This is a genomic window from Stenotrophomonas sp. Sm2128 (assembly GCF_030985535.1).
In the GTDB taxonomy this organism is placed as follows: Bacteria; Pseudomonadota; Gammaproteobacteria; order Xanthomonadales; family Xanthomonadaceae; genus Stenotrophomonas; species Stenotrophomonas maltophilia.
Genome location: NZ_JAPTFQ010000004.1, coordinates 81,464 through 102,536 on the forward strand (window position 1 = coordinate 81,464; position 21,073 = coordinate 102,536).

Annotated in this window: 17 protein-coding genes; 3 read left to right on the forward strand and 14 right to left on the reverse strand. The window is 67.2% G+C overall.

The genetic code is table 11. The annotated features are described in order from the left end of the window. Positions 1–66: 66 nt before the first annotated feature. From mdcH to O0K41_RS02615, 11 genes are all read right to left on the reverse strand, one after another. Positions 67–987, reverse strand: a complete 921-nt coding sequence (gene mdcH / locus O0K41_RS02565; RefSeq protein WP_164221427.1) for a malonate decarboxylase subunit epsilon — start codon at positions 985–987, stop codon at positions 67–69. After that, the gene (gene mdcB / locus O0K41_RS02570; protein WP_164221425.1) at positions 984–1,799 is read right to left on the reverse strand and encodes a triphosphoribosyl-dephospho-CoA synthase MdcB; all 816 of its coding nucleotides are present in this window, start codon (positions 1,797–1,799) and stop codon (positions 984–986) included. The genes mdcH and mdcB overlap by 4 nt, the downstream gene beginning before the upstream one ends. A 35-nt stretch (positions 1,800–1,834) precedes the next feature. Then, positions 1,835–2,476, reverse strand: coding sequence for a malonate decarboxylase holo-[acyl-carrier-protein] synthase (gene mdcG / locus O0K41_RS02575; protein WP_049453239.1), 642 nt, complete (start codon positions 2,474–2,476; stop codon positions 1,835–1,837). Next, positions 2,469–3,173 carry a biotin-independent malonate decarboxylase subunit gamma gene (gene mdcE / locus O0K41_RS02580; RefSeq protein ID WP_164221513.1) on the reverse strand — a complete coding sequence of 235 codons (705 nt, stop codon included), beginning with the start codon at positions 3,171–3,173 and terminating at the stop codon, positions 2,469–2,471. The genes mdcG and mdcE overlap by 8 nt, the downstream gene beginning before the upstream one ends. Before the next feature lie 2 nt (positions 3,174–3,175). Then, a complete protein-coding gene (locus tag O0K41_RS02585; RefSeq protein WP_088436917.1) occupies positions 3,176–4,084 on the reverse strand; it encodes a biotin-independent malonate decarboxylase subunit beta in 909 nt (302 codons plus the stop codon). Then, positions 4,081–4,401 carry a malonate decarboxylase acyl carrier protein gene (gene mdcC, locus O0K41_RS02590; protein ID WP_014646339.1) on the reverse strand — a complete coding sequence of 107 codons (321 nt, stop codon included), beginning with the start codon at positions 4,399–4,401 and terminating at the stop codon, positions 4,081–4,083. The genes O0K41_RS02585 and mdcC overlap by 4 nt, the downstream gene beginning before the upstream one ends. Before the next feature lie 10 nt (positions 4,402–4,411). Next, positions 4,412–6,055: a malonate decarboxylase subunit alpha gene (gene mdcA, locus O0K41_RS02595; protein WP_108270277.1), complete on the reverse strand. Its 1,644-nt coding sequence runs from the start codon at positions 6,053–6,055 to the stop codon at positions 4,412–4,414. Between the two features lie 190 nt (positions 6,056–6,245). Further along, positions 6,246–8,438, reverse strand: a complete 2,193-nt coding sequence (locus O0K41_RS02600; RefSeq protein WP_123958314.1) for a TonB-dependent siderophore receptor — start codon at positions 8,436–8,438, stop codon at positions 6,246–6,248. A gap of 352 nt (positions 8,439–8,790) precedes the next feature. Then, positions 8,791–10,479, reverse strand: a complete 1,689-nt coding sequence (gene mqo, locus O0K41_RS02605; RefSeq protein ID WP_164221423.1) for a malate dehydrogenase (quinone) — start codon at positions 10,477–10,479, stop codon at positions 8,791–8,793. A gap of 193 nt (positions 10,480–10,672) precedes the next feature. Continuing rightward, on the reverse strand, positions 10,673–11,119 hold the full coding sequence (locus tag O0K41_RS02610) for a GNAT family N-acetyltransferase (RefSeq protein ID WP_164221421.1): 447 nt from the start codon (positions 11,117–11,119) through the stop codon (positions 10,673–10,675). Positions 11,120–11,288: 169 nt separating this feature from the next. Next, positions 11,289–12,194 (reverse strand): LysR family transcriptional regulator ArgP, encoded by a 906-nt coding sequence (locus O0K41_RS02615; RefSeq protein WP_005412604.1) that lies wholly within the window; start codon positions 12,192–12,194, stop codon positions 11,289–11,291. A 138-nt stretch (positions 12,195–12,332) separates the two neighbouring features. On the opposite strand from O0K41_RS02615, the gene O0K41_RS02620 reads away from it, so the two are divergent. Together O0K41_RS02620 and O0K41_RS02625 are read left to right on the forward strand one after the other, a co-directional pair. After that, positions 12,333–13,034, forward strand: a complete 702-nt coding sequence (locus O0K41_RS02620) for a LysE family transporter (protein WP_308304431.1) — start codon at positions 12,333–12,335, stop codon at positions 13,032–13,034. A 112-nt stretch (positions 13,035–13,146) separates the two neighbouring features. Further along, a complete protein-coding gene (locus tag O0K41_RS02625) occupies positions 13,147–15,114 on the forward strand; it encodes a prolyl oligopeptidase family serine peptidase (RefSeq protein WP_164221419.1) in 1,968 nt (655 codons plus the stop codon). Between the two features lie 55 nt (positions 15,115–15,169). On the opposite strand, the gene O0K41_RS02630 is transcribed toward O0K41_RS02625, so the two are convergent. From O0K41_RS02630 to O0K41_RS02640, 3 genes are all read right to left on the reverse strand, one after another. Continuing rightward, a complete protein-coding gene (locus tag O0K41_RS02630; RefSeq protein WP_049448734.1) occupies positions 15,170–16,924 on the reverse strand; it encodes an oligopeptide:H+ symporter in 1,755 nt (584 codons plus the stop codon). A gap of 79 nt (positions 16,925–17,003) precedes the next feature. Continuing rightward, positions 17,004–18,152, reverse strand: a complete 1,149-nt coding sequence (locus tag O0K41_RS02635; RefSeq protein WP_164221417.1) for a heparan-alpha-glucosaminide N-acetyltransferase domain-containing protein — start codon at positions 18,150–18,152, stop codon at positions 17,004–17,006. A 91-nt stretch (positions 18,153–18,243) separates the two neighbouring features. After that, a complete protein-coding gene (locus tag O0K41_RS02640; RefSeq protein ID WP_239503530.1) occupies positions 18,244–18,786 on the reverse strand; it encodes a hypothetical protein in 543 nt (180 codons plus the stop codon). Between the two features lie 270 nt (positions 18,787–19,056). Between O0K41_RS02640 and O0K41_RS02645 the strand changes: the two genes are divergently transcribed. Further along, complete coding sequence (locus O0K41_RS02645; protein ID WP_005408528.1) at positions 19,057–21,021, forward strand: oligopeptide transporter, OPT family; 1,965 nt, start codon at positions 19,057–19,059, stop codon at positions 21,019–21,021. The last annotated feature ends 52 nt before the right edge of the window (positions 21,022–21,073 follow it).

A 21,073-nucleotide genomic window follows, 5' to 3' on the forward strand; every position in this document is an offset into this window, starting at 1 on the left:
GGAGACCCGCCATCCCGGGGTAAGGCGACGTACGGCGTGTTGCGTGATACGTACTGCTCGAACCCGTTACTGCAGCCGCTCCAGCGCGCTGCGGACCCAGGCCGCCGCGCCTTCAAGGCTCTGGAACTCTTCCACCGCGCGCACCTCGCAGCACGGATAGGCCGGCGCGACCATGCGCGCCAGCGCGTTGCCCGGGCCCAGCTGCAGGAACACGCGCGCGCCGCGCTCGAAGGCCTGGCGCATCACCTGCGCCCATTCGATGGTCTGCGCCAGTTGCAACGACAGCGTGTGGACTGCCGTTGCGCGGTCCCGCACCGGTCGCGCATCGATGCCGGCCAGCAGCGGCAGGCGTGGGGCCTGCAGTGGCGATGCATCGAGTGCGGCAGCGAACGGTGCGACCGCCGTCGCCAGCAATGGTGTGTGTGCGGGCACGCGCACCGGCAGCAGACGGATGTCCGCGCCCTGCGCCCGCGCTGCATCGTCCAGCCGCTGCAACGAGGCGTGCGTGCCGCCCACGATGAAATGGTCCTGCCCGTTGGCGATGGCCACGTGCGCGCCGTGCAGATCGCACAGCGGCTGCAGTACATGGCGTTCCAGCCCGAGCACCGCCTGCAGGCCTGCATCGGCGGGGCTGGCGCTGTCCATCAATTGCGCACGTTGCGCAGCCAGCGCCAGGCAGGTGGCCGCATCAAAGCTGCCGGCGATGGCATGCGCGGCGAGCTCGCCGATGCTGTAGCCGGCCACCAGCACCGGTGCAGGCGCCGCTTCGCGAAGTCCCTGCCAGTGCGCAAGGCTGGCTGCACACAGCAAGGGCTGCGCCAGAACATTGTCGAAGCGCGATTCGTCAGCAGCTGCCGCGAACACGTCGCGTCCAAGCACTGCGCTGGCGGTCTCCAGTACGTCGCGCACGGCGGGCAGATCGCGCACGCGGTCGAACATTGCCGCATGCTGCGCACCTTGGCCGGGGCAGAGCAGGGCAAGGCTCATGCAACCTCCTGCTGCAGCAGGAACCAGGCACAGGCCAGCAGGTCGGCACTGCCGCCGGGGCTCAGCCGGCGTGCGACGAATCCATCACCGATGCTGTGCAGGCATGCCTGCCAGCCGGGTACGAAGGCGCCACCGGCATCGAGGAACCCTCGCGCCTGTTGCTGGGCCCAGCGCAGGCCGTCGACGCCGCCACGGTGCAGCAGGTTGAGGTCATCCACGCACGCGATCAGCTGCATCAGGGTCTGGCACATCGCGGCCTGGCGTGGCAGGTCGCTGGCCAGCGCGTGGCGCAGGGCAGGCAGTGCCACCTCGCGCAGCAGCGGGTAGCCGGCGGTCGCTTGTTCGCGCACACCCTGCACGCCGTGCCGCGCGCGCGCGCGCTGGCCAGGGCTGTTCGCATCTAGAGGTGCGTCGGCGAGCTCGGCAGCCCAGCGGCGCACTTCCTGGCAGACCTGCTCGGCTGCGATGGCACCGCCCGCGCGGCCCCGACAGGCAGCGGAAGCCGCCACCAGCAGGCCAAGGCTGAAGATCGCGCCGCGATGAGTGTTGATGCCCGCAGTGGCGTGCAGCATCGATATCTCCGCAGCGATGCCGTGCCGGCGCAACGTCTGGAACGGTGCCGCGCTGGCACCGGCGTCGGCCACGGCGATGAAGTAGTGGCGCAGCGTGAACAGGCTGCGCAGGAACGTGCCGGCGTCCATGTCGTGGTGGCTGCCGCTGTCGAAGGGGGTGACCAACCCTGGCTTGGGTGCAAGGGCCAGTTCGGCGTGCAGGCTGGCGATGGCGAGGCGCCCCAGACGCGCGCTGTCCACGGCAGCTGGCCTGACCGCCGGTTGCACGAGGGCGTTCACGCGCTCACCCCGGTGGAGGCGAACAACGCATCACGTAGTTCCAGTGCGGCACCATCGAGGCGCTTGACCAGTACCTCGCGGCTGCGCCCGGCGTATTCGCGCCAGTTCACCGCGCCACCATCCACCAGGCACAGTTCGCCATCGACCCGATGCCCGAAGGCGCTTTCCCAGTGCTGCAGGCGCTCGACCAGCAGGTCGGCCTGGCGTGCGTCACCCACCTGCCACAGCAGGTCGATGTCCGAGCGTGCATGCACATAGGGCAGGCCGCTGAGGTGCTGCCAAGCGAAGGCGCCGAACACGCGGGCCGGTGCAAGCCGCAGCATTGCCTGCAGTGCCGCCTGCCAATCAGCCGGAACGCCGCCGGCGAGAATCTCATCCAGGGCAGGGGGAGGTTGCAGGTGCTGGATGTCCTGCAGGGCCACGCGCAACGCCAGCCGTTGCTTGCCTTCGCCTGGCGGCAGCGGCACCCCCAAGCGCAGCCGCGGGTCGGGATCATCCGCCGCACTGCGTGCCACCATCGCTGGCAGGCCCTGTGCGAACCATGCTGCCAGGCGCGGTTCGTGCGCAGTCACGTCAGCCCGCCAGTCGGCATCGGCCGACAGCCAGGCCAGCGTGTGGCGGGCGGGCCGCTCAGGCATCGCCGTGGGCCACCGCAGTCGAAACCCCTGCCGCCAGGGCGCGACCGCCGCGCTGTGCGCCGCGTGCGGCACGCAGGTCGCCTTCGGCGGGTGTGCGCAGGGCCTGCAGCAGGTGCTGGGAAAGATCGCCTTCCCACAACGAGTCCACCGCGCCCATCGCCACGTAGTTGGCGACGCCCGGCGCGAATACCGGCGAGCTCTGGCTCAGCGCCTGCAGCTTCTCCAGCGGTTGCTTGGTCACCCGCGCCATTGCGCGCAGGTCCATCACCCGCACCTGTGCATCGGGCAGGGCGTGGATGTGGTCGGCCATCAGGCCGAATGAGAGGAAGCCGCCACTGACGGATTCGCCGTAGACCAGGGTGATCAGGCGCGCACCACGGCGGCGTGCCAGATCGAGCGTCTGCGCGAGATGCGCAAAGTAACCATTGATGCCCAACAGTTCGTCGCGCCGCGCCAGGCGCTGTCCGGCGGTATCCACCAGCATCACGATCGGTTGCTGCGGATGCGCGGCGGTGCTGGCCAGCACCGTTTCGGCCAGTACCAGTACGTGGTCCACGCCCACCTCGAGCCTGTCGGCGGTGCCGATCACGGTCACCTCGCCATCCTCGGTGGCAGCGCTGCCGGTCAGCACCGAATCGTTCACCGCAATGGCATGCCCATGCGGGAACAGGGCATCGAGCAGGGTCTGCAGCGGCATGCTCATGGCAGGCTCCGGTCGGCGGTGGCGATGAGGAACTCATCGGTGTCGAGCAGCGGTAGTCGCTCGGGGGCTGCGATGCCTTGGCGGGCCCAGATCTCCAGGCCATCGCGGCAATCGCCCCAGGCCTGCACGCGCACCTTCAATGCCGCATGGCGTTCCTGCAGCGCAGCCAGTGCAGTATCCGGATCGGTGCTGCTGGTATCAGGCTGCAGCGCGTTGCTGGCCGCCTGCGCGAAGGCCTCGATGGCATCGGGCACCAGCACCTGTGCTTGGTCGATCAGGTAGCGGTGCTTGCCTCCCGTTACGCGCCAGACCAGCGCGCGATCGCGGGAATCGAACTCTTCCACGCCGCGCACGGTCTCGATCACTTCCGGGCCGGACAGCGACAGGCGACCCTCTTCGGACATGATGACCGTAGTGCAGCAGCGGGCGACGATGCCCATGCCGCCGAAGGCGCCGTTGCCGCTGCCGATCAGCGCGATCACCGGCACACCCGCTGCACGCGCGTCCAGGGTGGCGCGCATGATCTCGGAAATGGCGATGAGCCCCGCATTGGCTTCGTGCAGGCGCACACCACCGGTGTCCAGCAGCAGAAGCACGCCTTCGGGATGTGTTTCGGCTGCGCGGCGCAGCAGCCCGGTCAGCTTGGCGCCGTGCACCTCGCCCACGCCGCCGCCCATGAATTCACCCTGCTGCGCGGCCAGCAGCACGCGTCGGCCACGCAGCGTGGCTTCGCCGACAACGATGCCGTCGTCGAACGCCGCGGGCTGGTCGAGCTGTGCCAGGTGCGGGCTTATCATCCGCCGCGCCGGGCCGAGGAATTCCCTGAAGGAACCGGCATCGACCAGGCTGGCGATACGCTCGCGCGCATCGGCTTCGTAGTAGCTGTAGCGCTGCGTCCGGTTCATCGTGGATCTCCAGCACGCAGGGTTTCCACGGCCTGGTCCAGGCGCAGGCTGACTACCGCCGGGGTCGCACCGGCATCGTTGATCGAGATGCGTACATCGCGCAGCGGATGACGCTGTGCGAAGTCGCTGATCACCGCTTGCCACACGCTGCCGAAGCCCTTCGCGGCGGTGATGATGCGCACCGTCATCGCGCCGTCCAGTGCGGCCGGCTCCAGCAGGATTTCCAGGTTGCCCGAGGCCAGCACGCCGACCAGCACCGCATCGCGCGGAAACTGCACCGCAGTGTGTCCTTCGAATCGATAGTCGAGGGTTTCCATGCTCAGCCCCTTACCAGTTGCGGAAGCGCTTGGGCGGGTCGTACAGGCCGCCGGACCAGCGCACCAGGTCCTTCACCGAACGCGCCGCCAGCAGGTCACGGCTGGCATCGCGCACGGTGATGCCGAGGTCATCGGGACGGCGGATCACGCCGCGGTCGCGCAGGTTCTCCACCATCGCGCGGTCGCGCCCCATGCCCACGGCGGTATAGCCGGCCACGCCACGGATCGCCTGTTCGCGCTCCTCAGGGGTGCGGCACAGCAGCAGGTTGGCAATGCCTTCCTCGGTCAGCACATGGCTGACGTCGTCGCCGTAGATCATCACCGGCGGCAGCGGCATGTTCGCGCGTTCGGCCAGGTCCCAGGCATCGAGGCGCTCGACGAAGGCCGGCGCCATGTGCTCGCGGAAGGTTTCCACCATCTGCACCACCAGCTTGCGCCCACGCGGCATCTCACCCGGGCGCGCGGCCTGCTGGCCGGCCTTGATCCAGGCCTCGCTGGCATGGCGCCGGCCGCGTGCGTCCGAGCCCATGTTCGGTGCGCCACCGAAGCCGGCAATGCGGTCGCGGGTGGCGGTGGAGCTGTTGCCCTGCAGGTCGATCTGCAATGTGGAACCGATGAACATGTCGCAGGCATACAGGCCGGCGGTCTGCGAGAAGGCGCGGTTGGAACGCATCGAGCCATCGGCGCCGGTGAAGAACACATCGCCTCGCGCGGCGATGTACTTCTCCATGCCCAGTTCCGAACCGAACGAATGCACCGATCTGACGAAGCCCGATTCGATTGCCGGAATCAGTGCCGGGTGGGGGTTCAACGCCCAGTGCTGGCAGATCTTTCCCTTCAGGCCGAGCGATTCGGCGTAGGTGGGGAGCAGCAGTTCGATGGCCGCCGTGTCGAAGCCGATGCCATGGTTGAGGCGGTTCACGCCGTACTCGGCGTAGATGCCCTTGATCGCCATCATCGCCATCAACACCTGGATCTCGGAGATCTGCGCCGGGTCGCGGGTGAACAGCGGTTCGATATGGTTCGGCCTCGGCGCCTGCACCACGAAGTTGACCCAGTCAGCGGGAATGTCGACGCGGGGGAGGGTGTCGACGATCTCGTTGACCTGGGCGATGACGATGCCGCCACCGAAGGCGGTGGCTTCGACGATCACCGGCGTGTCTTCGGTGTTCGGCCCGGTGTACAGGTTGCCGTGCCGATCTGCGGCCTGCGCGGCGACCAGGGCCACGCGCGGGGTCAGGTCGATGAAGTAGCGGCCGAACAGTTCCAGGTAGGTGTGGATGGCACCGATCTGGATGCGCCCTTCAGCCACCAGGTTGGCCAACCGCACTGACTGCGGGCCGGAGAACGAGAAGTCCAGCTTCGACGCGATGCCACGCTCGAATACATCCAGGTGCGACGGCAGCGACAGCACCGACTGCACCATGTGCAGGTCGTGCACGCGGGCCGGGTCAAGATCGGCCAGGGCCTGGGCGAGGAAATCGGCCTGCTTCTGGTTGTTGCCCTCCAGGCAGACCTTGTCGCCTGGCTCCAGCAGTGCGTGCAGCAGCTCGCCTACGTCGCCGGCGGCGACCTCGCGTCCCCGGGCCCACGGCGCGGCACGTTCCAGGCGGGCCTGGCGGCTGCGTTCCAACGTATCCCAGCTCGGGTTCATCGACCGGCTTCCGATTGGTGTCGATGTAATTACGACATAATTACGAAGGACGCCGCAACCTGCAGTGCAGCAAAAGGAAGGGCCCGCGCGGAGGCGGGCCCATTCAGGTAGGCCACGACGGTGGGTCGTGGCGGAGGGCGTGCCGACCAACGGTCGGCACCCAGCAGGCACCCACCGGTTCGCGGGTTGCTCAGAACGTCCAGCGCAGGCTGGCCGACACGAAGCGCGGTTCGCCGTAGTTGTTGTAGTCCAGATTCGCCCAGTAGGTCTTGTCCAGTGCGTTGCGCACGCTCAGCGTTGCGGTCCAGCTGTCGCTGATGCGGTAGTTGGCATTGAACTGCACCAGCATGTAGGCCGGCTGGTTCACCGTCACCGTGCCGCCCAGCGGATAGGCGATGTTGTAGCCCTGCACCTTGCTCTGCCACTGCACGCCACCGCCAACGCTCAGGCGTTCCAGCGCACCGCGCAGCTGCAGCTGCGTGTTGAGCTGCAACAGATCCTTCGGCGGGTTGGCGTACAGCAGGTCGGTAGCCGCGCGGGTGACCTTGACGTGGGTGTAGCCGGCATTGACCGTCCAGCCCGGCAGGATCTCGCCGTTGACGTCCACTTCCCAGCCGCGTGCCTTGGTGCCGTTGACGCCGATGTAGGCGGAGGTGCCATCGCTCAGCGAACCTTCCGGCACGCCCATGTCGCGCACGGCGTAGTTGTCCTGCTTGGCCTCGAACACGGCGGCGTTGGCGGTCAGGCGGCCGTCCAGCCACTGGGTCTTGATGCCCGCTTCCAGGTTCGAACCCTGCACCGGTGCCAGCAGGTTCTCGTTGCGGTCCTTGAAGTTCTGCGGGTTGAAGATCTCGGTGTAGCTGGCATAGGCCGACACGTTCGGGGTGATGTCGTAGACCAGGCCCACGTAGGGAGTGACTTCATCGCTCACCTTGTACGCGCCGCTGGTGCCGGTGTAGGCGCCAGCGGCGTTGTAGGAGCGGGTGAGGGTTTCCCAGCGGCTCAGGCGTGCGCCGGCAATCAGCGACAGCGGATCGGCCAGGCGCAGGCGGGTGGCCAGGTAGACGCCACTCTGCGTGGTCTTGGCCACGCGGCGCGCGCCGGTGCGGCGGTAGGTCACCTCGGAGATGTCGCCGTTCCAGTTGTACACGTTGGGAATGTAGTAGCAGCGCTCGCCGCCGCAGCGCGCCCAGTCGCTCGGGAAGTTCAGTGCCAGGGTATTCGTCGTGCCTTCCAGGTCCGACCACTGTGCGCCGAGGGTCACGTCGTGGTCGCGGCCGAACAGATCGAAACTGCCGGTCAGGTAGGCATCGACATTGCGGCGGGTGTCCTTCGAATCACCGGCGGCCGCGCGCAGGTAGATGCCCGCGCCGGTCACCGGGTCCGGGTTGCCGGTGCCGTACAGGCGCACGTTCTGCACGTTGCCACGGGTATAGGCGGTATTGATCTTCAACAGCCAGTTGTCGCCGAAACGCTGTTCCAGGTTGGCGAAGGCGGTGTTGCTCTCGCGCTTCCAGTAGCTCCACTTCGGCGACAGGTTGGTCGAGCGCGGCAGGTGCGCGAAATGGCCCTGGTTGTCGAAGAACGGCACGGTGCCCCAGGTCGAGCCGGTGGGGTTGTTGTCCTGGCTCTGGTAACCGAGGGTGATCGTGGTGCTGTCGGTGACGTCGCCTTCCAGCACCGCCATGCCGGCCATCTTGTTCTCGTCGTAGCGATCGTAATACAGGCCACGATCGGTGTAGGCGGCGACCACGCGGCTGCGGAAGCGGCCGTCGGCGGTCAGCGGCGCGGTCACGTCGGCCTCCATGCGACGGTAGTCCCAGCTGCCGGCGCTGACCGCGAACGACGCATCGAATTCCTTGCCCGGGCGCTTGCGAAGCAGGTTGACCGTGGCCGACGGCACGCCGGCGCCGCTGAGCAGGCCGTTGGCGCCGCGGATCACTTCGATACGGTCGTAGAAGGCGGTGTCGTACTCCTGGTTGGTGGAGCCGCTGTAGGTGGGAATGCCATCGACCTGGAAGTCGGTGATGGCGAAGCCGCGCGCGTAGTACAGCGGGCGCTGCGTGTCATAGAAGGACACGCTCACGCCGGTCACATTGCGCATCACATCGTTGATGCTGAACAGTGATTCGTCCTGCAGGCGCTGCAGGCTGATGGCGGTGGCGGACTGCGGGGTCTCCTGCAGGGTGATCGGCAGGCGCGTGGTGCTCGACGGTGGTGCGGACTGTTCGGCGCGGACGCTGACCCGGTCCAGGGTCTTGGCATCGGCAGTGCCATCGGCGGCGGCGAACGCGCTGGGCGCGGCCAGCAGGGTCAGCGACGAAAGCAGGGCAGCCGGCAGCAACGCGCGGCAGGGCAGGCGGTTACGGAGGATCAGGGACATGGTGGGCTCGAGGCTCGGAAGCGGGGAAGGGCGGCAACAGTCGTCCAGCACCCGGGCGGCGGCTTCGGGCACGGTCAGGTCCATCTGGGGAGGTGCGATCACTGCACAGGACGCAAATGTAAATAATTCTTAACAACATTACAATTCGCGTCATTCGCAGGGGCTTTCCGGCGCAGAGCAGTGGCGGGCCGGGGTCGGATCCTGTTGCCGCAGGCAATGGGCTCTGACCCCATCATCGGATCCCAAGCGCAGGTGAGAGCCCTTCCGTGCGGGAGGGATCCGACCACCTCGCACAAAAACAGACGGCCACCCGAAGGTGGCCGTCCGTCTGAATCGAAAGCAAACTGCGGGCTTACAGCGCCTGCAGTTCCTCGTTGGCGTTGCGCTTTTCCTTGGCCGCTGCCGGCACCGCAGCCGCAGCAGGCGATGCCGCGTTCGCATCCACCGGCACCTCCAGATACGGCAGATGCAGGGTCTGGCTGGTCAGCGTACGGATCTCGTTGACCAGCGCGGCGCTGTCGTTGAGCTTGCGCCCGTACGACGGCACGATCTCGCGCAGGCGGGTTTCCCAGCCGGCCTTCATCTGGTCCGGGAAGGCCTTGGCCATCAGGTCCAGCATGATCGGCGGCGAGGTCGACGCACCCGGCGAAGCGCCGAGCAGGGCGGCGAGGGTGTGGTCCTTGTCGGTCACGATCTCGGTACCGAACTGCAGCACCGGGCCCTTCAGCGGATCACGCTTGATGATCTGCACGCGCTGGCCGGCGGTGACCAGCTTCCAGTCACCCGGCTTGGCATTGGGGAAGTACTTGACCAGCTCGGCCTGGCGGTCGGCATCGTTCAGGCGCGCCTGGCCCATCAGGTACTGCACCAGGTCCAGGTTGTCCTTGCCCACTTCCAGCATCGGGCCGACGTTGTTGTGGTTCACCGACGAGTACAGGTCCCACCACGAGCCGTGCTTGAGGAACTTGGTGCTGTACAGCGCGAACGGCCCGAACAGGACCACCGGCTTGCCGTCCAGCTTGCGCGCATCCAGGTGCGGCACCGACATCGGCGGCGAACCGGTCTCGGCCATGCCGTAGGCCTTCACGCCGTGGCGCGAGGTCACGTCCTGGCCCTGGAAGGCGAGGAACTGGCCACCGACCGGGAAGCCGGCGTAGTCCTTCGATTCCGGAATGCCGGACATCTGCAGCAGCTTCAGTGCAGCGCCACCGGCACCGATGAACACGAAGCGGGCGTGGGTGGTGGACTCGGTGCCGGCCTTGAGGTCCTTCACCGTCACGTTCCAGCTCTTGTCGGCGTTCTGCCGCAGCGCGCTCACTTCGTGGTTGAGATGCAGGCTGAAGTTCGGGCTGCGCTGCAGGCCGGCGGTCAGCTGACGGGTGATCACGCCGAAGTTGACGTCGGTGCCCAGCGGCATCCAGGTTGCGGCAACCTTCTGCTTCGGGTCACGGCCTTCCATCAGCAGCGGGGCCCACTGCTTGATCTGGGCCGGATCCTCGGAGTACTGCATGCCGTAGAACAGCGGATTCTTCACCAGGGCCTGCTGGCGCTTGTGCAGGTAGGCGATGTTGTCATCGCCCCAGACGAAGCTCATGTGCGGGGTCGGGTTGATGAAGTCGCTGGGCTGGCTCAGCCGGCCTTCCTTCACCTGGTGCGACCAGAACTGGCGCGAGACCTCGAACGATTCGGCGATGCCGACCGCGCGCTTGGTCTCGATGCTGCCGTCGGGCAGTTCCGGGGTGTAGTTCAGTTCGGCGAAGGCCGAGTGGCCGGTGCCGGCGTTGTTCCAGCCGTCGGAGCTTTCACCGGCGACGCCGTCGAGGCGTTCGTAGACCTGGATGTTCCAGTCCGGCTGCAGTTCCTGCAGGTAGGTGGCCAGGGTGATGCTCATGATGCCGGCGCCGACCAGCACAACGTCGACGGGCTTGTCGTTGCTGGCGGCGGGCACCGAGCGCTGGGTCAGCGGCCAGTACAGGAACAGCGCGGCGGCCAGCAACAGCAGCACGAGCAGGGCGAGAAGAGCCTTGCCAAATTTCTTCATGGGGGCGGGATCGTTGGCGGAGGGGAGGAGGTCAGGATGCGCATGAAGCAGGGAAAGGGCGTGAAGAAACAACGCCTTGCAACATCCTGGCGCGATTCTAACCGGTTCCGGTCCTTTTTTGATGCAACGCAGCATCCGGCCTTTCGCGGCCCCGTCACCCACAGCGCCAGGTCATGCCTGGCGACGCCTTCAATCAGACCAGCTCCAGAATCTCGTCGCCTGCCTCGTCGACTTCGCCGGTAGGGCGCCAGCCCAGGCGGCGGTAGAAGCCGTGCGAGCGCGAGCGCGGGTCGGCCGAGCAGGCCAGGAACAGCCGCCGGTGGCCGGCATCGCGGGTCAGGCTCACCACGTCCTGCAGCAGTTGGCGGCCGATGCCGCGGCCTTCGTAGTCCGGCAGCAGGGCCAGCACCAGCACTTCGCCGCTGTCGCGGTCGGCGAAGCAGTAACCGGCCATGCGCTCGCCCTCCCAGGCGACGCGGCCGATCGAATCGCCCTGGGCGATGCCGGCCGCCCAGCTGTCCTCGGTGATGCCCAGCTCTGCCAACTGCGCGGCGCTGAAGGCGTTTTCGCGGGTGCGCCCGCGCAGGTCGATGCAGGCGGCGGCATCTTCGGGGCGCGCATCGCGCACGGCTATCGGCATACAGGACACCCTTGTAGTGATTGGCCCGCCAGTATCCGCATCACGCATGGACCCGGTGTGGAGGGTTGATGGAGATTGGATGGAGCAAAAAGGGGACGGAGGGGATTAAGTCGTCTTTGCCCGATGTGTCGCTTGGGCCTTATACGACTTAATCCCCTCCGTCCCCTTTTCAGCGCTTGCGCCGGATCAGCGCGGAGGAGGCATCCAGCACCGCGCGGGTCAGCAGGGCCATGGTTTGCACGTCGCCCTTCCAATGCTGCCAGTACAGCGGCACGTCTTCCCACGCGCGCTGGCGCACGTAGACCAGGCGGCCCGCGTCCAGGTGCCGCTTGACCAGCGGCAACGGATTCATCGTCCAGCCCATGCCGCCGAGGTTGGCCTGCACGAAGGCGCGCGTGGACGGAATCCACCAGGTCGGCGCGGTGCTGGGCAGGTCGTCGCCGGCCATGCGCCGGGCGAAGCGCGACTGCATGTCGTCCTTGCGGTTGAACACCAGCACCGGGGCCTGCGCCAGCGCCTGCGCGGTCACGCCCTTGGCGAAATGACGCTCACGGAATTCGGGGGTACAGGTGGCGGCATACCGGATGCTGCCCAGCGCATGGATCTGGCAGCCCTGCACCGGCTCGTCCAGGGTGGTCACCGCGCCCAGCACCGTGCCCTGGCGCAGCAGCTCCACGGTGTGGTCTTGGTCTTCCACGCGCAGGTCCAGCGTGGTGCCGGTGGTCTGCGCGAACTGGTAGGCCGCCTGCGGGAACCAGGTTTCCAGGCTGTCGTGGTTCACCGCCACCGGGATGCTGGCCTGCGGCAGGTCCTCGTCGGCCAGGCCCATCCGGTGCAGCGCATCGTGCTCGAGCAGGGCGGTCTGCTCGGCCAGCTGCACCAGCAACTGCCCCTCGGCGGTGGCGGTGGCCGGGGTGCCGCGCTTGACCAGCAGCCGGCCGATCCGGTCCTCCAGCGCCTTGACCCGCTGCGAGATGGCGGACGGGGTGACATTCAGCGACTGCGCGGCGCGGTCGAAGCTGCCTTCGCGGATCACTGCGGCCAGGGCGCGCAGCTGGGCATGGTCGATACGCATCGAATTAAGTTCCGCTAATGTTGGTTTAGGAAGTTTAGCTCGTCTTTTTCATGTTGCGGCGCGACAATGGCGCTCGTTCCGGTGCTGTCCGCCTTCGCGAGGCACCGTCCCCCCAAGCAAGTAAAGGCAGTGAATCCCATGTTCTCGGTCATCTCCGCCAGCACCGGCCTCGGTGCCTGGTTCTCTGGTGCAGCTACCGGCATCGGCCTGTTCGCCGTGGTCGGCGCCCAGAGCGCCTTCATCCTGCGCCAGGGCATCCTGCGCAAGCACATCGTGCCGGTGGTCGCCACCTGTGCGGCCATCGATGCGATCTTCATCTTTGCCAGCGTGGCCGGCCTGCGCACGCTCACTTCGGCGCTGCCGTGGCTGACCACCGCCGTGCTGTGGACCGGCGTGGCGTTCCTGGCCTGGTACGCGATGAAGTCGGCGCGCCGCGCGATCGCCGGTGGCGGCGGCATGGGCGAGGCTGACAGCGACGACGGCAGCCGCCGCGCGGTGCTGATGGCCGCAGTCGGTTTCTCGCTGATCAACCCGCACTTCTGGCTGGACATGATGGTGATCGGTTCGATCGCCGAGAACTTCGGCAACGCCCGCATGGCCTTCGCTGCCGGTGTGGTCACCGCCAGTTGCCTGTGGCTGACCGCGCAGGGCCTGGGCGCGCGCCTGCTGGCGCCGCTGTTCACCAAGCCCAGCACCTGGCGCGTGCTCGACGGCACCATCGCGGTGATCCTCAGCATCCTGGCCCTCACGTTGGCGGTGGGGGGGGGGGGGGGGGGCGCCCCCCCCCCCCCCCCCCCCCCCCGCACCCCCCGCCCTCACTCTCACACCAGGTTCGTGTAAACCACGCCCCCGCCAAGGGGGCCGTCGTTTTTGTACGCCACTGGCGGGCCGGGCACTGGCCTGCCTAGAATCGGCCAGCCGGGACAAGGGGTCCAGGCAGGGGGAGAGAAGGATGCACAAGCGCTGGCTGGCCGCCATCATCGTGGCGGGACTTTGGTGTGGAACCGCTGCTGCGATCGATCTGGGCGCCTATGTGCGAGCGGACAAGTTCGGCGATGTCATGCTGTCTCCCGGGGGCGATTATCTGGCCGCGACCGTGCCCGCGGACGGCTTCACCGCTGTGATCATCCTTCGTACGGACGACAACACGCCGGTGGGCAACCTGCGCCCACCACTCAATTCGCATGTCTTCGGCCTGCACTGGGTCAACAACGATCAGGTGATGTTCGGTCTGGCGCAGAAGTTCGGTACCCGCGACGCGCCGTGGGCCACCGGCGAGCTGCTGACACTGGATGCACGCACCGGACGACCGGAACTACTGGTGGGCTACCGCGACCTCGGCCTGCGCGTGCGGCCCAAGTACCGGACGTCGGCCGCGGCGTTCCTCAGTGACGCCCTGCCTGGCGATGATGCGCACGTGGTCATCGCGGTAGGCGGATCGCGGCTGGATGCCAACGGTTATGCGGCCCAGCTGGAACTGGCAAGCGGCAAGCAGCGGCTGCTGGCCCGCGCGCCGATGCCGGGTGCCTCCTATGTGGTGGATGCCCGCGGCGACGTACGTTTCGTACAGGGCGCCGGTACTGACAACGTCCATCGGCTCTACCACCGCAACGGTGGCGACTGGGCGCTGGTCAACGATGAGAAACGGAGTGGTCGCAGCGAGGCGGCGCTGGGCTTTTCCGCCGACGGCCAGCTGGCCTACCTGCTCAGCGAGCAGCCCAGCGGCCCCGATGCCATCGTCAGCTGGAACCCGGCCACGCAGGAGCGCAGGGTCGTGCTGCGCGATGAGGTTGTCGATCCGGCGCGACTGATCCGCAGCCCGGGCAGCACCGTGCCGGTCGGCGCGCTGTTCCTGGGAAACACGCCGCATACCCGGTTCTTCGACGAAAGCTCGGACGAGGCACGGTTGTACCGCAGCCTGGAGGCGGCCTTCCCCGGGCGTGCAGTATTCATCACCTCCAGTACCCGCGACGGTCGCCGGCTGCTGGTGGAAACCGGGTCCGGTTCCAATCCGGGCGAGTTCTACCTCTACGACCGCGACCGCAACCAGGCGCGCTTCCTGATGGCGCGCAGCGAATGGATTGATCCGGAGAGCACTGCGTCGGTGCGGCCGGTCCTGCTGAAGGCGCGTGACGGGCTGGAGCTCCATGGATTCCTGACAGTCCCGCATGGCAGCACTGGCCGTGACCTGCCGATGGTGGTGGTGCCGCATGGTGGGCCGATCGGGATATTCGACAACGGCAGTTTCGATCACGAGAACCAGTTGCTGGCCGCTGCCGGCTACGCCGTGCTGCAGATCAATTTCCGCGGCTCGGGCAACTACGGCCGTGCGCACAGCCGGGCAGCACTGAAACAGTGGGGGCGTGCGATGCAGGACGACGTGACCGACGCCACGCGCTGGGCGATCAGCGAAGGCATCGCCGATGCCCGGCGCATCTGCATCTACGGTGCCAGCTACGGCGCCTACTCGGCGATGATGGGCGCCGCGCGCGAACCGGGGCTGTACCAGTGCGCGGCCGGCTATGTGGGCGTCTACGACCTGCCGCTGATGTTTACTGGCGGCGATATCCAGGACCGCGATTCCGGAATGAGCTACCTGCGCGAGTGGCTGGGTGATCCGGCCACGCTGGGCGCGGTCTCGCCGGTCAACCTGGCCGAGCGGATCAAGGTGCCTGTGTTCCTGGCGGCCGGGGGTCAGGACAAGCGTGCCCCGATCCAGCACACCGAGCGCATGGAAGCGGCGCTCAAGCGTGCCGGTACGCCGGTGGAAAGCCTGTACTACAAGACCGAAGGGCACGGCTTCTATACCCAGGCCCATCGCAGCGAGTACTACGGCAAGCTGCTGGCGTTCCTGTCGCGCAGCCTGGGTGGCAAGACCGCCACGACTGCGGCTGCGGACGGCAAGGGCAGGGCGCCGTAACGCGAAGGGCGGCGGATGATCCAACCGCCGCCCCGGTTCCTGCCTGCGCGTGGGCTTACTTCACCCCGTGCATCATCTTCTTCAACAGTGGCGCGGCAATGAAAGCGGCCAGCGCACAGCCCAGGCCGATCCACATCAGCAGCCAGAACAGGTGCGCATAGGCACCGGCGGCGGCCACCATGTCCAGCGATTCGCCTTCCGGCACCTCGATCGCGGCCAGCTTGCCGAACAGCGCGGCCAGCGTTTCCGAGAAGGCGGTGGCCAGGAACCAGGTGCCCATCATCAGGCTCATCACCCGCGGCACCGCCAGCTGGGTCACCGCCGACAGGCCGACCGGCGACAGGCACATCTCGCCACTGGCCAGCAGGAAGTAAGCCAACACCAGCCACCACACGCTGGCCATCTCGCCGGTGGCGCCAACCTGCTGAGCAGCCAGCGCCAGCGGCACGAACGACAGTGCGCCGATCACCAGGCCCCAGGCTGATTTGACCGGCTTGCCTGGTTCCCAACCGCGGCGGTCCATCCACGTCCACAGCGCGGCGAAGGCCGGTGCCAGCAGCACCAGGAACAGGCCGCCGAGATAGGTGAGCGAGCCGGCGGTCTGCGGAATCACCAGGCAGTCGCGCACCAGCAGCACCAGCATCAGCACGACGATGGCGGCGAAGAACGTGCGCGGCGCAGCCGAACCCGGACGACGCTCGGACAACCGCGCGCTGACCACGAAGCCCAGCGGTGCCAGCAGCAGTGAGAGGATCGACCACGGCAGCGGCGTACCGCCGGTGATCACCAGCGAGGGCACGATGTCCTTGGTCAGCAGCCGGTCGGTGAAGGTCACCCACGAGCCGTAGGACTGCTCGTACATGGTGAAGAACACCAGCGCCATGAAGATCAGCACCATCAGCGCGATCATCTGCTGGCGCTGTACCGGCGTGCACTTGCTGCCGGTGAACCAGGCGAACCAGACCAGCACGCCGCCCAGCACCACCACCATCAACATCAGTGCCAGGCTGATTTCACCGCCCAGCGCGAACGCGCCGTTGCCGGCCGCCCACATCAGCCACGCCACCGGCAACACACCGAGCACCGCGCACAGATAGATGAGCCATTCGCGCGGCAGGCCCAGCACCTTCTGCTTCAACGCCGCCGGTTGCGGCGGCTCGGCGTGGCCCTGCAGGTACTTCTGGCCCCACAGGAACATCGCCAGGCCGGCCAGCATGCCGATGCCGGCCGCACCGAAACCGTACTTCCAGCCGTAGGCCTCGCCGAGGAAGCCGCACACCAGCGATGAGAACAGCGCGCCCAGGTTGATGCCGGCGTAGAACAGCGAGAAACCCGAATCGCGGCGCGGATCGTCCTTGGCGTACAGCTTGCCGACAATGGTGGAGATGTTCGGTTTCAGGAAACCGACGCCCATGATGATCAGCGCCAGCGACAGGTAGGTCACCGCCAGTGCCGAGGTGTCGCGCACCACTTCGCCGTTCACCCGGTACGCAGCGTGGCCTTCGACGGCCATGCCGAGGTGGCCGAGTACCAGCAGGATGCCGCCGAACAGCACGGCCCGGCGCATGCCCAGCCAGCGGTCGGCCAGCATGCCGCCGAATACAGGGATGCAGTACACCAGGCCACCGTAGGCGCCGAGCAGGTCCAGGCCGGCCTTGTCGCCGAACAGGTGGTACTTGGTCAGGTACAGCAGCAACAGCGCCTTCATGCCGTAGAAGGAGAAGCGCTCCCACATTTCGGTGAAGAAGCAGACGTAGACGCCTTTGGGGTGGCCCAGGAAGTCGTCGGAAGCGATAGCGGTGGAATTCATCGCGGAATTATAGGCCTGTGGCCCGATCCGCTTTCAGTAGATCCACGCCATGCGTGGATTGCCGGACTGGCCTGGGCGATCACAGATACCGCAACCACGCCAGGTCACGCCTTCGCACCTTGAACCGCGCGAATGCCCGGGTCGGCGGGTACAGCACCACCGCCAGCGCACAGGCCACCAGCAGCAGGCCGCTGACCGAATCCAGGGCATACAACTCGCCATGGGTCGGCCCCCAGGCCGCCAGCGCGCCCAGGTACAGCGCCTTCAGCACATACAGGTGCAGCAGGTAGAAGAACATCGGCGCGGCGCCGATATCGGCCAGCGGGCGCAGCGCACGCGCCAGTGGCGGCCATTCGTACAGGCGCAGCAGCAACAACCCCACGCCCAGGGTCAGCAGCAGGAACTGCAATGACGGCGGGTACTTGGTGATGTTGAGGATGCTCAGCCAGGTGCGCAGTGCTGTGGTCTGGTACTGCCAAGGGGCATCCCCGTACTCGTTGGCGAACCGCAGTAAGGCGAACAGGGCCAGCGCGCCGACGCCTGCCCACAGCAGCCAGTGATGACGCTGTGCCGGCGCGCGCTCGCGGGCGAACCAGGGCCCCATCAGATAACCCAGGGCGATCACCCCGATCCACGGCAGCACCGGGTAGGAGGTGCGCAGGCGCAGCGCGCCGGCCTCGATCCAGTCGCGCTGGTGCAGCACTTTCCACAGCACCGCCAGCAGGCCATTGCCTTGCACCCGTAAGCCGTCGAACAGGTTGTGCCCGGCCACCACCGCGATTGCCAGCACCAGCAGGGCCGGGCGTGGCAGCCAAAGCAGCCCGGCCAGCGCGATCATGCTCAGCCCGATGGCCCAGATCACCTGCAGGTACAGGGTTTCCGGCGGCAGCTGGAACGTCCAGGCGAAATTCACCAGGGTCAGTTCCAGCACGACCAGGAACAGCCCGCGCTTGAGCAGGAACGCGGCCGTGGCCCGGCGCGGATCCGCCTGGCGCTGGCCGTACAGCCAGGCCGACAGGCCGGTCAACAGGACGAACACGGGTGCGCACAGGTGGGCCAGCAGACGGCAGGCGAACAGCGCGGGGGAGACGGTCGCCGCGTCCATCGGGTCGCTCACCTGGTGCTGCAGGAAGAAGGTCTCGCGCACGTGGTCGAGCAACATCAACAGCATCACGGTGCCGCGCAGCTGGTCGATGGAGGCCAGGCGGGTAGTGGGGGAAGGGGCCACGTACGAGGTTCGGTCGGCGTGACAGGATATAACATAACAATTGCGTCTTTCCAGCGCGTGCTGGGCGGTTCAGACGAGCACGCGCGTCGGCTCAGGGCAGGCAAACCGAGGGGCTCCAGCCCAGCGCCTCGTCGTAGTGGACCTGGATCGCTCGCAGGCTCCCGTCGGGGTTGGCCTTCAAGCAGAATCGGGCGCTGTGGTGTTGCGTGGCGCCGGTCCTGGAGGCCGACAGCGAAACGTCGTACAGGCGTCCGGGCTGCAGCGGCATCGCCGTCTGCCTTGAAATGGCGTTGGCTCGCACTTCTCCGTAGACCACGCAGGCTCCGGGTGGAAGTGGGATTGATGCGGGATGGGCAAAGTAGAACGACCATTGCCGCCGCAGCGGTGGAGTAATCGCGTCATGCACCTCCAGACCAAACACCTCCGGAGTTTTACCGATACGCTTGCGCTCCTTCCTGGGTAGTCCGAAACAAGGTTTGCCGGCGTGGTCGGTGATCTCGACTGCGCCAATGCGGCTCCAGGCAGATGCGTAATCGCAAAGCGGCATCAGGCAGGTCAGGGTCACGACAGCCACGACCGGCGATTTGATCGGGCGGATCCGCAGTGGGTTGTTCATCGGGCGGCTCAGCGTCATCGGTTCAGATCATGAACACGATGCACGGGGCGTTGAGGCACTTCAAACGATGATGGCTGGAATGCTGCAGTACTGGTTGGCCCTGCAGGACAAGAGACCGCGAGGCCCGGCAGCCCTCCGGCATGTGCCCCATGCGCTTGATGCGTTGGCCGAGTTTGGCCAGAAGCGACTATCTCACTGCCGACCTGGCCGCAACCCTCCCGAACCGCACTGGACTTGCTGCCTCCTGAACGCTAGCGTGCAAGGGATTTTTTGCCAGCAGGGGCTTCCATGAACCACGACGCTGCGCCCAAGCAGCTCACCTTCCGCGCTGTGGCCCTGGCCATCGTGCTGGCGGTGGTGCTGTCGGCCGCAAACGCCTACCTCGGTCTGTTCGCAGGCCTGACCATCGCCACCGCCATTCCCGCCGCGGTGATTTCCATGGGCGTGCTGCGCCTGCTGGGCGGTGGCTCCATCCTTGAAAACAACATCGTGCAGACCGGCGCTTCGGCCGGTTCGTCGATCGCCGCCGGTGTGATCTTCACCATCCCGGCGCTGGTGATCATGGGCTACTGGCCGGACTTCAAGTACTGGTGGGTGCTGGGCATCGCCGGCCTCGGCGGCCTGCTGGGCGTGTTGTTCTCGGTGCCGCTGCGTCGTTCGATGATCGTCGAAGACCCGCTTCCGTTCCCGGAAGGCAAGGCTGCGGCCGAAGTGCTCAAGGCCGGTGAGAATCCGGGCCCGGGCCTGAAGATCCTCGGCCTGTCGGCGGTGATCGGTGCCTTCGTCAAGCTGGCCGCGGAAAGCGGCATGCGCCTGATCCCGGATGCCTGGGCCACTTCGGCCTACGTCGGCAGCTCCAAGGTCACCGCCTTCATCGGTACCAACCTGTCGCCGGCACTGCTGGGCGTGGGCTACATCGTCGGCCTCAACGTCGGCATCGTTGTGGTGTCCGGTTCGATCCTGACCTGGCACATCGCCATTCCGATCTACCAGGCGTTCTTCATGAACACCGATCCGGCACTGGCCGCGTCGGTTGCCGCGGCTTCGTCCACCGAGGCGGCGTTCGCCATCTGGGGCGCGAAGATGCGCTACCTGGGTGTCGGCGCGATGCTGATCGGTGGCATCTGGACCCTGATCTCGCTGCGCAAGTCGCTGCTCAACGGCGTCAAGAGCGGCTTTGCCGCCGCCCGCAAGAGCGGTGGCCCGGTGCTGGCGCACACCGAGCGCGACCTGCCGATGAAGTGGATGCTGGTGGCCCTGGTGGTCTTCGTGCTGCCGCTGCTGGCCCTGTACCAGGCCATCGTCGGCCAGTGGCACGTGTCGATCCCGATGACCCTCATCATGATCGTCGCCGGCTTCCTGTTCGTTTCGGTCTCGGCCTACCTGGCCGGCCTGATCGGTTCGTCCAACAACCCGGTGTCGGGCATCACCATCTCCACCATCCTGTTCGCCTCGGCCGTGCTGGTCGTGCTGCTGGGCGCCGACGGCCTGAAGCCGGTCGGTGCCGGCGGCGCGCCGCTGGGCGCCGTGGCCGCCATCATGATCGGCGCGGTGGTGTGCTGCGCCGCTGCGGTTGGTGGTGACAACCTGCAGGACCTCAAGGCCGGCTACATCGTCGGCGCCACCCCGTGGAAGCAGCAGCTGATGCTGGGCATCGGTGCCTTCTCGTGTGCGCTGATCATGGCCCCGGTGCTGAACCTGCTGGCCACCGCCTACGGCATCGGCGTGAAGTCCGAGCTGCACCCGAACGCGCTGGCCGCACCGCAGGCCAACCTGATGGCCTCGGTGGCCAAGGGCCTGTTCGGTGGTGAACTGCCGTGGACCTTCATCGGCATCGGTGCCGTGGTCGGTGCCGCCATCATCGCCTTCGACAGCTGGCTGAAGGCGCGCAACGCCCGCTTCCGCGTGCCGGTGCTGGCCGCCGCCATCGGCATCTACCTGCCGCTGGAGCTGATGGTGCCGATCTTCCTCGGCGGCCTGATCGCCCACCTGGTCGAGCGCTTCCACAAGGTGCGTGCCGATGACGAAGAAGGCCGCGACCGCGTGCACAAGCCGGGCGTGCTGTTCGCCGCGGGCCTGATCACCGGCGAAGCGCTGATGGGCATCGCCATCGCGATTCCGATCGTGGTCAGCAGCCGCGCCGACGTGCTGGCCGTGCCGTTCCACCTGCCGGGCGCGCAGTGGATCGGCCTGGCCGTGCTGTTCCTGGTGGGCTGGCTGATCTACCGCACCGGCAAGTACGCCAAGGCGTAAGGGGGCTCTGCCCCTGGGTTCAACGGGTAGTGGGGGGGGGGGGGGGGGGGGG

What these genes read in the sequence shown, in the direction of transcription:
- mdcH (WP_164221427.1), bottom strand. Translation starts at nt 987, where the DNA reads ATGAGCCTTGCCCTGCTCTGCCCCGGCCAAGGTGCGCAGCATGCGGCA.
- mdcG (WP_049453239.1), bottom strand. Translation starts at nt 2,476, where the DNA reads ATGCCTGAGCGGCCCGCCCGCCACACGCTGGCCTGGCTGTCGGCCGAT.
- mdcE (WP_164221513.1), bottom strand. Translation starts at nt 3,173, where the DNA reads ATGCCGCTGCAGACCCTGCTCGATGCCCTGTTCCCGCATGGGCATGCC.
- O0K41_RS02585 (WP_088436917.1), bottom strand. Translation starts at nt 4,084, where the DNA reads ATGAACCGGACGCAGCGCTACAGCTACTACGAAGCCGATGCGCGCGAG.
- mdcC (WP_014646339.1), bottom strand. Translation starts at nt 4,401, where the DNA reads ATGGAAACCCTCGACTATCGATTCGAAGGACACACTGCGGTGCAGTTT.
- mdcA (WP_108270277.1), bottom strand. Translation starts at nt 6,055, where the DNA reads ATGAACCCGAGCTGGGATACGTTGGAACGCAGCCGCCAGGCCCGCCTG.
- O0K41_RS02600 (WP_123958314.1), bottom strand. Translation starts at nt 8,438, where the DNA reads ATGTCCCTGATCCTCCGTAACCGCCTGCCCTGCCGCGCGTTGCTGCCG.
- mqo (WP_164221423.1), bottom strand. Translation starts at nt 10,479, where the DNA reads ATGAAGAAATTTGGCAAGGCTCTTCTCGCCCTGCTCGTGCTGCTGTTG.
- O0K41_RS02610 (WP_164221421.1), bottom strand. Translation starts at nt 11,119, where the DNA reads ATGCCGATAGCCGTGCGCGATGCGCGCCCCGAAGATGCCGCCGCCTGC.
- O0K41_RS02615 (WP_005412604.1), bottom strand. Translation starts at nt 12,194, where the DNA reads ATGCGTATCGACCATGCCCAGCTGCGCGCCCTGGCCGCAGTGATCCGC.
- O0K41_RS02620 (WP_308304431.1), top strand. Translation starts at nt 12,333, where the DNA reads ATGTTCTCGGTCATCTCCGCCAGCACCGGCCTCGGTGCCTGGTTCTCT.
- O0K41_RS02625 (WP_164221419.1), top strand. Translation starts at nt 13,147, where the DNA reads ATGCACAAGCGCTGGCTGGCCGCCATCATCGTGGCGGGACTTTGGTGT.
- O0K41_RS02630 (WP_049448734.1), bottom strand. Translation starts at nt 16,924, where the DNA reads ATGAATTCCACCGCTATCGCTTCCGACGACTTCCTGGGCCACCCCAAA.
- O0K41_RS02640 (WP_239503530.1), bottom strand. Translation starts at nt 18,786, where the DNA reads ATGACGCTGAGCCGCCCGATGAACAACCCACTGCGGATCCGCCCGATC.
- O0K41_RS02645 (WP_005408528.1), top strand. Translation starts at nt 19,057, where the DNA reads ATGAACCACGACGCTGCGCCCAAGCAGCTCACCTTCCGCGCTGTGGCC.